Below are 12,144 nucleotides of genomic sequence, written 5' to 3' on the forward strand. Positions count from 1 at the left end.
CTATCAAAACATGAGTGTCATTCGATATTTTGCACCTGCTCGCGCATCTGCTCGATCAGGACCTTCATGTCCACGCTGATGCGGGTCAGGTCCAGGGCGGCTGACTTGGAGCCCAGGGTGTTGGCCTCGCGGTGCAGTTCCTGGATCAGGAAATCCAGGCGCTTGCCGACTTCACCGCCCTTCTTGAGCAGGCGCTCGATCTCGTCCAGGTGGGAGTCGAGGCGGGTGATCTCCTCGGCCACGTCGATGCGGATGGCGAAGGCGGTGGCTTCGGTCAGGGCACGGTCGCGCGCGGCCTCGGGCAGGGTGGCGCCGTCGGTCAGGGCCATGGCCTCCTTCCAGCGCTCCATGAAGCGCTGCCGCTGCTGCTCCACCAACAGGGGCACCATGGGCACAGCCTGCTCGGCCAGGGCGCGCAATTGCTTCAAACGGTCCAGCAGCATGGCGGCCAGGCGCTTGCCTTCGCGCTCCCGGGCCGACATCAGGGCGGTCAGGGCCTCTTCGGCCAGGGCGGGCACGGCCTCGCTCCAGTCCTCGTTGCCCGAATGCGCGTTGGCGCACAGGCGCAGGGCGTCGGCCACGCTCAAGGGCGCGGCGTTGGGCAGCCAGGACTTGACCGAGTCCTGCAGGGAATTGAGGCGCTGCAACAGCCGGGCAGGCGGGTCCTGCAGGGTGTTGCTGTCTTCGTTTTCCAGCGCGGCGCGCACCTCCACCTTGCCGCGCTTCAAGCGCGCGGTCAGCAGGGCGCGCAGGGCGGGCTCCATGGCACGCAATTCGTCGGGCAGGCGGAACGACAGGTCCAGGAAGCGGCTGTTGACCGAACGGATCTCCAGCCCCAGGCGGCGCGCCTGGGTGGCGCGGCCTTCGGTTTCAGCGCCGGCGGCGGACGTGCCGTGCTGCGCGCTGGCATAGCCGGTCATGCTGTAAACTGGCATTGGACTTTTTGATGGTTGCTTGCGATCCGGCGATTATCCGGGTTCCGCCTTACCCCCGAGTCATCTTCGCAAAATATGTCAAAAATCAAACCGGCCCCCTTGCCACCCGATACCGCGATTGGTGGTTACCGTGTGGTGCGCCGGTTGTCTTCCGGTGGTTTCGGGGTGGTCTACCTGGCCCTCGACACCGAAGGCCAGCAGGTTGCCATCAAGGAATACCTGCCCTCGTCCCTGGCCACCCGCGCCCCGGGCGAGCTGCTGCCCAAGGTGCAGTCCGAGAAGCTGTCGCTGTACCGCCTGGGCCTCAAGAGCTTCTTTGAGGAAGGCCGCGCGCTGGCGCAGATCTCGCACGCCTCCGTGGTGAGCGTGCTCAACTTCTTTCGCGAGAACGAAACCGTCTATATGGTGATGAACTACCTGGAGGGCGCGACCCTGCAGGACTTCATCATCACCGCGCGCGACCTCAAGACGCAGAAGGTGTTCCGCGAGTCCACCATCCGCTCGTTGTTCGACGAGGTGCTGCGCGGACTGCGCATCGTGCACCAGCACAAGATGCTGCACCTGGATATCAAGCCGGCCAACATCTTCATCACCGACGACAACAAGGCGGTGATGATCGACTTCGGCGCGGCACGCGAGGTGCTGTCGAAGGAGGGCAACTTCATCCGCCCCATGTACACGCCCGGCTTTGCCGCGCCCGAGATGTACCGGCGCGACTCGTCCATGGGCCCGTGGACCGACATCTACGCCATCGGCGCCTGCATCTATGCCTGCATGCAGGGCTTTCCGCCCAACGAGGCGCCCCAGCGCATCGAAAAGGACCGCCTGTCGCTGGCGCTGACCAAGCTGCGCGGCGTGTACTCCGACAACCTCATCGAGGTGGTGGAGTGGTGCATGGCGCTCGACCCGCTGTCGCGCCCGCAGTCGGTGTTCGCCCTGCAAAAGGAGCTCAGCCGCGAGGGCGAGCGCCGCTACACCAAGCTCACGGTGGCCGAGAAGATGCGCCTGCAGCTCGACACCCTGGTGTCCGACACCAAGAAGAATGTGCAGAAGGTGGGTGAAGCCACCGGTATCGGAGCCAAGCCCAAATGAACACGGCGCACGCAAAGCGGGTCCAGGCGACGAGGTGCCTGTCCATCCTGGTGCCCTCTTGCCTGGGTGAATCACTATGAAGTTCTCCGTGTTCCAGATCAGCCGCCGCGGCGGCCGCGAGAAGAACGAAGACCGCATGGGCTATTGCTACACGCGCGAATCGGGCCTGTTCGTGCTGGCCGACGGCATGGGCGGCCACCCCGAGGGCGAGGTGGCGGCGCAGATCGCGCTGCAGACCATCTCTGCACTGTTCCAGCGCGAGGCCAAGCCCCAGCTCAAGGACGTGCAGGAGTTCCTCTCGGGCGCGCTGCTGGCTGCGCACCACCAGATCCTGCGCTATGCCACCGACAAGGGCATGCTGGACACGCCGCGCACCACGCTGGTGGCGGCCGTCATCCAGGCCGGCACGGCCACCTGGATCCACTGCGGCGACTCGCGCCTGTACATGGTGCGCGACGGTGACCTGCTCACCCGCACGCGCGACCACTCGTACATGGAGCTGCGCAACAACCCGCCGCCGGGGCTCGAGCGCATCAACCGCAACGTGCTGTTCACCTGCCTGGGCTCGCCGACCAAGCCCATCTACGACATCACCGGTCCGGTGTACCTGGAGCAGGGCGACCGCATCCTGCTGTGCTCCGACGGCCTGTGGGGCACGCTCAGCGACGAGGAGATCTCCAAGCAGATGTCGCGCCAGACGGTGTCGCACGCCGTACCCGAGCTGGTGGAAGAAGCCCTGCGCACTGCGGGTGACAGCAGCGACAACGTGACCGTGGTGGCGCTCGAATGGGAGACGCCCGATGCGTTCGAGTCCACCCAGGGCGTGTCCACCGACAGCATCAGCGACGACGTGTTCGCCTCCACCATCCAGGCCGGCCCGCTCGACGGGCTGGTGGACGACCTGGACGATGCAGCCATCGAGCGCTCGATCGCCGAGATCAACGAAGCCATCCGCCGCTCCGCAGCCCGGAAAGCCTGACCGAACGAACAGGCGCGCAGCGCCCTGGACGAACCTCCGCGCGCCCCGAAGCCCGCCTGCCTGCCCGCACGCGAACCACGGCCTGGGCCGGTGCGCGCGGGCTTTCCCTTTGACACTGGAAACCACATGACCACCACCTTCACCCGCACCGGCGCCCGTGCCGTCGACCAGCTGCGCCCCGTGCGCATCACGCGCCACTACACCATGCATGCCGAAGGCTCGGTGCTGATCGAGTTCGGCAACACCAAGGTGCTGTGTACCGCCTCGGTCGAAGAGCGCGTGCCCCCGCACAAGCGCGGCAGTGGCGAAGGCTGGGTCACGGCCGAGTACGGCATGCTGCCGCGCGCCACCCACAGCCGCAGCGACCGCGAGGCCGCGCGCGGCAAGCAGAACGGCCGCACGCAGGAGATCCAGCGCCTCATCGGCCGCAGCCTGCGCGCCGTGTTCGATCTCAAGCTGCTGGGCGAGCGCACCATCCAGCTTGACTGCGACGTGATCCAGGCCGACGGCGGCACCCGCACCGCCGCCATCACCGGCGCCTGGGTGGCCGCGCAGGACGCAGTCAGCAAACTGCTGGCCAGCGGCAAGATCACGAAGTCGCCCCTGCTGCAGCCCGTGGCCGCCATTTCGGTGGGCATCGTCGAAGGCACGCCGTTGCTGGACCTCGAGTATGTGGAAGACGTGGGCTGTGACACCGACATGAACGTGGTCATGACCGGTGCGGGACACTATGTGGAAGTGCAGGGCACGGCCGAGGGCGTGGCCTTCACGCGCAAGGAAATGGACGCACTGCTGGCCCTGGCCGAAAAAGGCATTGCCGAGCTGATCACCCTGCAGCAGCAGGCACTGCGCGACTGATCCGATTCCCCCAGGCTGGCCGCCGGTCGGCCCTGACAACAACGATTTTTGCACGATGAAACTGGTCCTCGCATCCAACAACCGTGGCAAGCTGGCCGAGCTGCAGGCCATGCTGGCGCCGCTCTCGGTCGAACTTGTGCGCCAGGGTGACCTGGGCGTGGGCGAGGCCGACGAGCCGTTTCGCACCTTTGTCGAGAACGCCCTGGCCAAGGCGCGCTTTGCCGCCGCCCACACCGGCCTGCCGGCCCTGGCCGACGATGCCGGCCTGTGCGTGGACGCCTTCGGCGGCCTGCCGGGGGTGGACACGGCCTACTACGCCACGCAGTTTGGCTACGAAAAGGGCGACGACACCAACGTGCGCGCCATCCTGGAGCAGATGCAGGGCATCGACCAGCGCCGCGCCGCCATGGTCAGCACCCTGGTGGCGGTGCGCAGCCCCGAAGACCCCGAGCCCCTGATTGCCGTGGGCCGCGTGGTCGGCGAGATCACGCGCGAGCCGCGCGGCAGCAACGGCTTCGGGTTCGATCCCGTGATGTTCATCCCCGAGTTCGGCAAGACCTTTGCCGAGCTGCCCGTGGAAGTGAAGAATGCCCACAGCCACCGCGGCCGCTCGGCCCAGCAGATGCTGGCGCTGATGCGCGAGCGCTGGTTCTGAGCGGCTACAGCGACTTCCCCATGGCCCACATCCCCATCGTCCCCGACACCGAGGCGGCCGAGCCCGCCGTGGTGCGCGACATCCAGCACTACATGCGCGCCGGCCTGCTGCAGCTGCAGAGCCTGCCGCCGCTGTCGCTGTACGTGCACCTGCCCTGGTGCATCCGCAAGTGCCCGTACTGCGACTTCAACTCACATGAGTACCGGGGCGTTGCCGCAGGGGCCGATGCAGGGCATGCCGCGCCCGGCGAGGTGCCCGAGCAGCGCTACATCGACGCCCTGATGGCCGACCTGGAGGCTGCGCTGCCGCTCATCTGGGGGCGCTCGGTGCACAGCATCTTCATCGGCGGCGGCACCCCGAGCCTGTTCTCGCCGGCGGCCATCGACCGCCTGGTGGGTGACATCCGCGCGCGCCTGCGCCTGGAGGCCGACTGCGAGATCACCATGGAGGCCAACCCCGGCACCTTTGAGAAGGACCGCTTCAAGGCCTTTCGCGCCGCGGGCGTCACGCGCCTGTCCATCGGCGTGCAGAGCTTCAACGACCGGCACCTGAAGGCCCTGGGCCGCGTACACGACCGCGCCCAGGCCCTGGCCGCCGTGCAGGAGGCGGCCGAGGCCTTCGACACCTTCAACCTCGACATCATGTACGCCCTGCCGGGGCAGACCCCGGCGGAGCTGGAGGAGGACATGGCCCTGGCTCTGTCGCTGAAACCCCCGCACATCTCCATCTACCACCTGACCATCGAGCCCAACACCTACTTCGCCAAGTACCCGCCGGCCATCCCCGAGGACGACCAGGCCTACGCCATGCTCGACCGCATCACCGAGATGACGGGAGCGGCGGGCCTGTCGCGCTACGAGATATCGGCCTATGCGCGGCCCGGCCACCAGTGCTGGCACAACACCAACTACTGGCAGTTCGGCGACTACCTGGGCATTGGTGCGGGCGCGCACAGCAAGCTCAGCTTTGCCCACCGCGTGGTGCGCCAGGTGCGCTTTCGCGACCCGGGCCGCTACATGGACAACGCCCTGGCCGGCCACGCCGTGGCGCAGGACGAAGAGGTGCGCCGCGCCGACCTGCCGTTCGAGTACATGCTCAACGCCCTGCGCCTGCGCGAGGGCTTCGCGCTCAAGGATTTCACCGAGCGCACCGGCCTGCCCGTCACCGCCATCGCCAAGGCGCTGGACAAGGCCGAGGCCAAGGGTCTGATCGTGCGCGAGCCGGGTGGCCAGGTGCGGCCCACGGAGCGGGGTTTCGACTTCCTGAGCGACCTGCAGGAGCTGTTCCTGGCCGACTGATCAGGCGGTGGGGCTGGCGCTCTGCAGCCGCCACAGCCCGAACAGCGCCCCCAGCGCCACCAAAGAGATGCCGAAGGCCAGCCACAGCGCCGCATGGGGCCCGGCCGAGGTCAGGATGGCTGCGAACACCGGCGGTGCGGCGGCGAACGACAGGTTCAGCGGCATGGCCAGCCGCGCCGACGCGCGCGCATACGCCGCGGCCGGAAACACCAGCAACGGCAGCGTGGCGCGGCTCACGGCGATCACCCCGCCGGCCATGCCGTAGACCAGCGCGAACAGCAGCGCGCCGGTGAAGCTGCTGGTGAGCATCAGCACGATGAAACTCAAGGGGAACAGCGCCGCAGCGGCCAGACCCGTGACAAAGCCCGACCAGCGCCCACCGCCCAGGAAGTCGAACAGGCGCCCCGCCCACTGGGCAATGCCGATGAAGGACGCAGCCGCCAGCGCGCTCGCATGGCTCAGCCCCGAAGCCTCGAACAGGATGATGATGGTGAGGGCGAAGCCCCAGGTCACGAAGCCATTGGCCGCAAAGCCCACGGCCAGCAGGGCGAAGCGCGGCCGGTCGATGGCCACGGGCTCGGCGCTGGCGTGCGCCACGGTCTTCTGGCGCGGGCGGCGCGCCAGCGTGGCCCAGTGCAGCGGCAGGCAGACCAGCAGCACCAGCGCGGCAAAGGCCAGCGTCGCCACGCGCCAGCCCCACTGGGCCTGCAGCAGACCCGTGAGCGGCCAGAAAAGGGTGGAGGTGAGGCCCCCGGCGAGGATCAGCACCCCCAGCGCCCGGCGCGCCTTGTCGCCCGCGATTTCGGTCACGGCGATCTGCGCCGGAGTGCTCAGCATGCCGGCACCCGCCAGGCCCAGCACCGTCCACGCCAGCAGGTAGGACACGGGGCCCTGCGCCAGCCCCACCAGCGCCAGGCCCAGCGCGCCCAGCAGCGAGCCCAGCACCATCACCGGGCGCGCGCCATGGCGCTCGAACACGGCGCCCAGCGGCCACGAGACCAGGGCCATCACCACCAGCATGGCCGTGGGCCCGGCCATCACCAGTGGCAGCCCCATGCCCAGTTCGGCCGCCATGGCCGGCCCCGTGACGGCAGGCAGCCAGAAGGTGGAGCCCCAGCCGATGAGCTGGGTGAGCGATAGCGCGGCGATGGCGCGGGTGGCAGGGGACGGGGTGGTGAGCGAGCGCAGCGGCATCGGGCAAGGATCTGCGGCGCGAAGGGGTGGAAAGGAGGGAAAGAGCGGGCCGCCCTGGGAATGATATCCGGCCCTGTGCCGCACCTCCCCGGCACCTGCTCGCTCGGGCGCTCGCTCAGCCGCAGCGCACGGTGGTGATCTTGCCGCTCGCGTCGGTCACCAGATTCAGGCGCTCGGCGTTGAACTCCATGGTCACAGGCTGGTTGTCGCGCAGCACGCGCGCCATGGCCGCGCCCGAGGCCACGCGCGCCTGTTCCACCGTGCTGGCGGTGGGCTGCTTGCCCTTGGCGCCCTGGGCCGGCGCGGCATTGCAGGTGCCGCCCTTGGGGCCGGGGCCCACCGAGGGCGTGTCGGCCACTGGCGCGCGCGCGGGTGTGCCGGCACAGCCCGCGAGCAGGGCCAGGGCGAGGCCCGCGCAGGTGGCAAGAAGGGGGCGGTGGGGACTGCGGCGCATGGAATGATCTCCTGAAAGGGGGGCGGAAGGGTGTGCGGGCACCCGTTGGAACAAGGGTGGTACCCCACCACCATACCGCCTTGCGTGCCGCCCATTTGTGACGCGGCGTAACCGCCATGGCGCTGCCTACTGGGGAGCTGGCGCTGTGCAGGACATTTCCTACGCGGGCCTCCTCGGCTCTCCGACCCCGCGCGCCCATTGAAAGTGCGCCAATGCATTCACACCCCCTGTTTTTGCCGCATGCGAGGATGAAACCATGCACTTCGAAGATCTTCAGATGAGGCGCCTTGACCTGATCGGCGAGCCCAACCCCCTGCAGATGGGCCAGCCCATGCGTGCGGCCTCCCAGTCCCAGCAGAGCGAGTACCTCATGGTGGGCCGAACCGACATGGCCCATGTGCAGGTGGAGCCGCAGTTCGGCGACACCCTCCATGGCGAATTCCAGGCCATGGGCTGATGGCCTTGCAGGAGCACACCACCATGTTTACCGCCATTGCCAGCCCCGGCCTGCGCCAGCGCACGGCGCGTGAGGACGACAGCACCTTGCCGGGCAGCCTCATCCTGCACATCGCCCACGACGGCGCGCACAGCTACCGTGCGCGCATGTTCGACGAGCGCGATCAGGTTGGCCCACCCACGTACCACTCGCGCATCGACGAGGCCATCCGCTGGTATGGCGAGCATTCGCCTGTCGCGGGCGTGAAGGCCTTCCGCATCTGGTACGGGGGATGGTGCGCGGGCAGCTTCAGCCTGGCAGAAATGGAGCAGGACGCCGACGACATTGCCGAGCGCCTGTTGGTGCTGGCAGTCGTGGCGCGCTGATCGGGTCGTTTCCCCTCGCGCCGCCGCGCGCGCTGCTGCCGGCACTCTTCCTGTCGCTTTTGCCGATGCGCTGTGCTGCCCTCTGGGCGGGCGCGGCGCGTTGCCCTGTCAGGGGATCAGGTAGTAGTACCAGATCCAGGGCGCATAGACCAGGCTGGGCGCCCACGCCACGACGATGATGCCGTTGTAGAAGGGGCAGTTGTACCGGTCCGCGAAGTAGCCATCGAACGGGATGAAAGTACCGGCTGTCGTGCATCCCAGCGAGCCAGTCAATTCGATGAAGGCATCGTTGCGCGTCAGGTAGCCGAGGCTCTGGGTGCCCACCGGGTACGTGGTGCCCGTGCTGGTGCTCAGCAGGTAGGTGTAGAAGTAGGTGGGCTCGATCGCCAGGGCCTGGCTGGTGGCGCCTTTGGCGGCCGGGCTGGCCGCCGGCCGTGCGATGGGCGGCAGCTGCAGTGCATCGAGGTTCGGCGCCTCGCTGGCCTGCGCCAGCGCGCCATGCGATACCACCAAGGCCAACAGCAGCAAGAGCAGCTTCTTCATGGTATTCCCCCGGGAATTGGGTATCCATGGTTGCACTCTCCGGGCAGGAGTGCAAGCCCGCATGGCCAGTTTTCTCCGAAATCGAAGCTGACAGAAGGCTGTCGGTCGCGTACGGGTGCTGGTATAAACGCGCTCGGCCACCGGCGCGCCTGCGTCGGCATGTCCATAACGAGAAAAACCGAGGAGACACATGAACCCGAGCGCTGCCGCGACCCCTGCCCGTCCATGGCTTTTGAGCCCCGTTCTCTGTGCCGGCGCCCTGTTGGCCGCGTTGGGGGCAGCACAGGCGGCGCCCATCGTGGTCGGCCAGGTGGCGCCGCTGTCGGGCCTCAAGGCCAGCGACGGCCGGGGCTACTCGGCGGGCATGCAGATGTACTTCAACCACGTCAACAAGGCCGGTGGCATCAACGGCAACACCCTGGTGCTGGCCCGCAAGGACGATAGCGGCCGCGCCGACCAGACGCTGGCCGCCACCCAGCAACTGCTGGCCGAGCAGCGCCCGCTGCTGCTGGCCGGCTACATGGGCGCTGGCAACCTGGCCGCGCTGCAGAAGTCCGGCCTGCTGGCCAAGGAGAAGATCGCGCTGGTCGGCTACCGCAGCAGCACCTTCCAGCCCGACTCGCCCCTGCTCTACAACGTGCGCGCCGGCCTGCGCGACGAAATCGGCAAGATCGCCGAGCACCTGGCCACCGTGGGCATCACCAAGCTGGGCCTGCTGTACGAAGAGGGGCCCGACGCCCCGGCGCTGCTGGCCAGTGCCGAAGAGGCCGTGAAGAAGAACGGCGGCAGCCTCATGGCCAAGGGCTCCTACGAGATGGACACCCTGCGCATGGAGAACGCCAACAAGCTGCTGCAGGCGGCCAAGCCCCAGGCCATCATCCTCATCACCAGCGGTGCGGCCGCCTCGGCCTTCATCGAGAAGTACCGCCTGGAGGGTGGCACGGCACGGCTTTTCGCCTCGTCCGACGTGGACCTGGAGCAACTCGCCAAGCGCCTGGCCGAAGAGCATATGCAGGGCATCTCCATCGCCCAGGTCACTCCCAACCCGTACCGCGCCTCCAGCAAGCTGAGCAAGGAATTCCGCGAGGTGCAGGCCAAGAGCGGCGACCCCGACGTGCCCGTGAGCTACGCCATGATGGAAGGCTACATCGCCGCCAAGGTGATCGCCGAGGCCGCGCGCCGCGCGGGTGCCCGGCCCACGCGCGAGAACCTGGCCGCCGCGCTGGACAGCATCGACAGCCTGGACCTGGGCGGCTACACCGTGGGTTACCGCCCTGGCCAGCGCGGGGGCTCGCGCTTCGTGGAACTGTCCATCGTGAGCGCTACCGGCCGCATCCGGCAGTAACCATCAACCTCAGCGCAGCACGGCGCCGCTCTGGCGCACCAGTGTCTCGTTGCCTTGCCGGTCGGCGGTGATCTGCTGCGCGAAGGCGGCCACCGTGCCGCCTGCGGGCAGCAGGTGCTTGTCCCTGAGCACCGCGGCGAAGCCGCCGGCACCGAGGATGCGGTTGACCGCCTCGTTCAGGCCCTGCACCACGGCCGCGGGCGTGTGCGCGGGTGCGAACAGGCCGAACAGCGAGCTCAGGTTGGCGCGCGGGTACCCCAGCTCGGCCAGCGTGGGCACCTCGCGCAGCGCCGGCAGGCGCGTGGGCGAGCCCACGGCCAGCGCGTGCAGGCGGCCGGCGGCCACATACTCGAGCTGCTGCGCCGCGAGGTTGGAGGACAGCACCTCGAACTGGCCGCCCAGCGCGTCGTTGAGTTGCGCGCCGCCGCCCTGGTAGGGCACGTGGGTGATGTCGGCGCCGCTGTGCAGGCGCGTCTGCACCAGCACCATGTGGCCGGTGGTGGCCACGCCCGAGCTCGCCCAGCGCACGGCGCCGGGCCGCGCGCGGGCCAGGGCGACCATCTCGGTGAACGAGCGCGGGCCCAGGGCCGGCGTGCCCATCACCAGCACCGGCGTGTGCATGATGCCGACGATGGGCGCCACCAGGTCCATTGGGTCGCGCAGGCCGCCGGGCACCAAAAGCGGCTGCAGCGTGACCGGCGTGATGGCCGAGAACGCCAGCGTGTGCCCATCGGGCGCGGCGCGGGCCAGCAGGTCGATGCCTACCGAGCCGCCGGCACCTGCGCGGTTGTCCACCAGCACCGGCACGCCCAGGGCGCGCGCCAGCGGCTGTGCCAGGGCGCGTGCCGTGGCATCGCTCACGCCACCGGGCGGGTACACCACGATCAGGCGCACCGGGCGGCTGGGCCAACGCGGTGCGGCCAGGGTGGCAGCCTGCACCAGGGCAGGCGGCACTCCGCCAGCCAGCAAGGCCGCACCGCCCGTGGCCCAGCGCAGCAGGCGCCGGCGCGCCGGGAAGGGCGGGGGCTCAGGCAGGCGCAGCAACTTTGGCCCTCCCGGCCGCGATTTTGGTGACCAGTTCGACGAAGGCCGCCGTGGGGCCGTGGCAATCGCTCTTGCGCCAGGCCAGCGTCAGCGGCGCGCCCAGCTTCACCGCGCGCGCCAGCGGCCGGTAGACGATGGCGTTGTGGTGCGTGCCCTGCATGGACGAGGGCACCACCGAAATGCCGGCACCGGCGGCCACCAGGTTCAGGTTGGTCATCATGCGGTCCACCTCCGAGACCACGTTGATGGCCACGCCCTCGCGCGTACACAGCTCCAGCAGGTTGGCGTACAAGCCCGGCGCACCGGGTTTGCGCACGAAGATGAACTTTTCGCCCTGCAGTTCCTTGAGCTGCACGGGTGGCTGCTTCTTGCCCGCAGGCGCCTGCGCCAGCGGGTGGTCGCGCGGCATGGCCAGCACGGCGGGCTCCTGCAGCAGGGTCTTGAGCACCACGCCCTTGGGCCAGGCCACGGGCACGCGCAGAAAGCCGCAGTGCAGGCGCGAGGAGGCCACCGCATCGGTGATCTCGGCGGCGTTGTTCTCGCTCACCACCAACTGGATTCCGGGGTAGGTGGCGCGGCACATGCGCAGCGCCTCGGGCGTGAAGTCGTGCGCCGCCGACGAGCTGGTGAAGCCGATGGAGAGCATGCCCTGGCTGCCGTCGGCAAAGGCCAGCATGCGCTCCTGCATGGCCGCGCAGTCGCGCAGCAGGCGCGTGGCCTCGGCGTAGAACAGCTGGCCCGCATCGGTGAGCGTCACACCCTTGGGGTGGCGCAGGAACAGGGGTACGCCCAGCTCCACTTCCAGCCCCTTGATCTGCTGGCTCAGCGGGGGCTGCTGCATGCCCAGGCGCTCGGCGGCGCGGGTGATGTGCCGGGCATCCGCAACGGCGACGAAGTAGCGCAGGTGCCGGAACTCGATATTCAT

The 12,144-nt window shown here is 68.8% G+C and carries 14 protein-coding genes; 8 read left to right on the top strand and 6 right to left on the bottom strand.

What is annotated here, in order from left to right; genetic code table 11:
• Positions 1–17: 17 nt before the first annotated feature.
• The gene (locus AC0IZS_RS14750) at positions 18–935 is read right to left on the bottom strand and encodes a YicC/YloC family endoribonuclease (RefSeq protein ID WP_471636286.1); all 918 of its coding nucleotides are present in this window, start codon (positions 933–935) and stop codon (positions 18–20) included.
• 75 nt (positions 936–1,010) lie between these two features.
• Here AC0IZS_RS14750 and AC0IZS_RS14755 point away from each other — a divergent pair, with 75 nt between their 5' ends.
• The 5 genes from AC0IZS_RS14755 (at position 1,011) to hemW (ending at position 5,817) form a co-directional block, all read left to right on the top strand.
• On the top strand, positions 1,011–2,027 hold the full coding sequence (locus tag AC0IZS_RS14755) for a serine/threonine protein kinase (protein ID WP_007855567.1): 1,017 nt from the start codon (positions 1,011–1,013) through the stop codon (positions 2,025–2,027).
• 76 nt (positions 2,028–2,103) lie between these two features.
• The gene (locus AC0IZS_RS14760; protein ID WP_322595153.1) at positions 2,104–3,006 is read left to right on the top strand and encodes a PP2C family protein-serine/threonine phosphatase; all 903 of its coding nucleotides are present in this window, start codon (positions 2,104–2,106) and stop codon (positions 3,004–3,006) included.
• A 126-nt stretch (positions 3,007–3,132) separates the two neighbouring features.
• Positions 3,133–3,864, top strand: a complete 732-nt coding sequence (gene rph / locus AC0IZS_RS14765) for a ribonuclease PH (protein WP_471636287.1) — start codon at positions 3,133–3,135, stop codon at positions 3,862–3,864.
• Between the two features lie 55 nt (positions 3,865–3,919).
• On the top strand, positions 3,920–4,519 hold the full coding sequence (rdgB, locus tag AC0IZS_RS14770) for an RdgB/HAM1 family non-canonical purine NTP pyrophosphatase (protein ID WP_471636288.1): 600 nt from the start codon (positions 3,920–3,922) through the stop codon (positions 4,517–4,519).
• A gap of 20 nt (positions 4,520–4,539) precedes the next feature.
• Positions 4,540–5,817 (top strand): radical SAM family heme chaperone HemW, encoded by a 1,278-nt coding sequence (gene hemW / locus AC0IZS_RS14775; protein ID WP_471636289.1) that lies wholly within the window; start codon positions 4,540–4,542, stop codon positions 5,815–5,817.
• Here hemW and AC0IZS_RS14780 read toward each other — a convergent pair whose 3' ends face one another.
• Both AC0IZS_RS14780 and AC0IZS_RS14785 read right to left on the bottom strand, forming a co-directional pair.
• A complete protein-coding gene (locus AC0IZS_RS14780) occupies positions 5,818–7,011 on the bottom strand; it encodes an MFS transporter (protein WP_471636290.1) in 1,194 nt (397 codons plus the stop codon).
• A 115-nt stretch (positions 7,012–7,126) separates the two neighbouring features.
• The gene (locus AC0IZS_RS14785) at positions 7,127–7,465 is read right to left on the bottom strand and encodes an I78 family peptidase inhibitor (protein ID WP_471636291.1); all 339 of its coding nucleotides are present in this window, start codon (positions 7,463–7,465) and stop codon (positions 7,127–7,129) included.
• Between the two features lie 277 nt (positions 7,466–7,742).
• On the opposite strand from AC0IZS_RS14785, the gene AC0IZS_RS14790 reads away from it, so the two are divergent.
• Both AC0IZS_RS14790 and AC0IZS_RS14795 read left to right on the top strand, forming a co-directional pair.
• Positions 7,743–7,922 carry a hypothetical protein gene (locus AC0IZS_RS14790; RefSeq protein ID WP_471636292.1) on the top strand — a complete coding sequence of 60 codons (180 nt, stop codon included), beginning with the start codon at positions 7,743–7,745 and terminating at the stop codon, positions 7,920–7,922.
• A gap of 23 nt (positions 7,923–7,945) precedes the next feature.
• A complete protein-coding gene (locus AC0IZS_RS14795; RefSeq protein ID WP_471636293.1) occupies positions 7,946–8,287 on the top strand; it encodes a hypothetical protein in 342 nt (113 codons plus the stop codon).
• A 108-nt stretch (positions 8,288–8,395) separates the two neighbouring features.
• Here the strand turns inward: AC0IZS_RS14795 and AC0IZS_RS14800 are convergent, their stop codons facing one another.
• Positions 8,396–8,830, bottom strand: a complete 435-nt coding sequence (locus AC0IZS_RS14800) for a hypothetical protein (RefSeq protein WP_471636294.1) — start codon at positions 8,828–8,830, stop codon at positions 8,396–8,398.
• Positions 8,831–9,020: 190 nt separating this feature from the next.
• Between AC0IZS_RS14800 and AC0IZS_RS14805 the strand changes: the two genes are divergently transcribed.
• Positions 9,021–10,175 carry an ABC transporter substrate-binding protein gene (locus AC0IZS_RS14805; protein WP_471636295.1) on the top strand — a complete coding sequence of 385 codons (1,155 nt, stop codon included), beginning with the start codon at positions 9,021–9,023 and terminating at the stop codon, positions 10,173–10,175.
• Positions 10,176–10,184: 9 nt separating this feature from the next.
• Here the strand turns inward: AC0IZS_RS14805 and AC0IZS_RS14810 are convergent, their stop codons facing one another.
• On the bottom strand, positions 10,185–11,219 hold the full coding sequence (locus AC0IZS_RS14810; protein WP_471636296.1) for a Bug family tripartite tricarboxylate transporter substrate binding protein: 1,035 nt from the start codon (positions 11,217–11,219) through the stop codon (positions 10,185–10,187).
• Positions 11,203–12,138, bottom strand: coding sequence for a LysR family transcriptional regulator (locus AC0IZS_RS14815; RefSeq protein ID WP_471639531.1), 936 nt, complete (start codon positions 12,136–12,138; stop codon positions 11,203–11,205). Before AC0IZS_RS14815 ends, AC0IZS_RS14810 begins: the two co-directional genes overlap by 17 nt.
• Positions 12,139–12,144: the final 6 nt, after the last annotated feature.

The organism is Acidovorax sp. AC410 (assembly GCF_979253235.1).

Excerpts from the sequence above, each read along its gene's own strand:
- AC0IZS_RS14790 (WP_471636292.1), top strand. The coding sequence starts at position 7,743 with ATGAGGCGCCTTGACCTGATCGGCGAGCCCAACCCCCTGCAGATGGGC.
- rdgB (WP_471636288.1), top strand. The coding sequence starts at position 3,920 with ATGAAACTGGTCCTCGCATCCAACAACCGTGGCAAGCTGGCCGAGCTG.
- AC0IZS_RS14760 (WP_322595153.1), top strand. The coding sequence starts at position 2,104 with ATGAAGTTCTCCGTGTTCCAGATCAGCCGCCGCGGCGGCCGCGAGAAG.
- AC0IZS_RS14785 (WP_471636291.1), bottom strand. The coding sequence starts at position 7,465 with ATGCGCCGCAGTCCCCACCGCCCCCTTCTTGCCACCTGCGCGGGCCTC.
- AC0IZS_RS14805 (WP_471636295.1), top strand. The coding sequence starts at position 9,021 with ATGAACCCGAGCGCTGCCGCGACCCCTGCCCGTCCATGGCTTTTGAGC.
- AC0IZS_RS14800 (WP_471636294.1), bottom strand. The coding sequence starts at position 8,830 with ATGAAGAAGCTGCTCTTGCTGCTGTTGGCCTTGGTGGTATCGCATGGC.
- rph (WP_471636287.1), top strand. The coding sequence starts at position 3,133 with ATGACCACCACCTTCACCCGCACCGGCGCCCGTGCCGTCGACCAGCTG.
- AC0IZS_RS14755 (WP_007855567.1), top strand. The coding sequence starts at position 1,011 with ATGTCAAAAATCAAACCGGCCCCCTTGCCACCCGATACCGCGATTGGT.
- AC0IZS_RS14795 (WP_471636293.1), top strand. The coding sequence starts at position 7,946 with ATGTTTACCGCCATTGCCAGCCCCGGCCTGCGCCAGCGCACGGCGCGT.
- AC0IZS_RS14750 (WP_471636286.1), bottom strand. The coding sequence starts at position 935 with ATGCCAGTTTACAGCATGACCGGCTATGCCAGCGCGCAGCACGGCACG.
- AC0IZS_RS14780 (WP_471636290.1), bottom strand. The coding sequence starts at position 7,011 with ATGCCGCTGCGCTCGCTCACCACCCCGTCCCCTGCCACCCGCGCCATC.
- hemW (WP_471636289.1), top strand. The coding sequence starts at position 4,540 with ATGGCCCACATCCCCATCGTCCCCGACACCGAGGCGGCCGAGCCCGCC.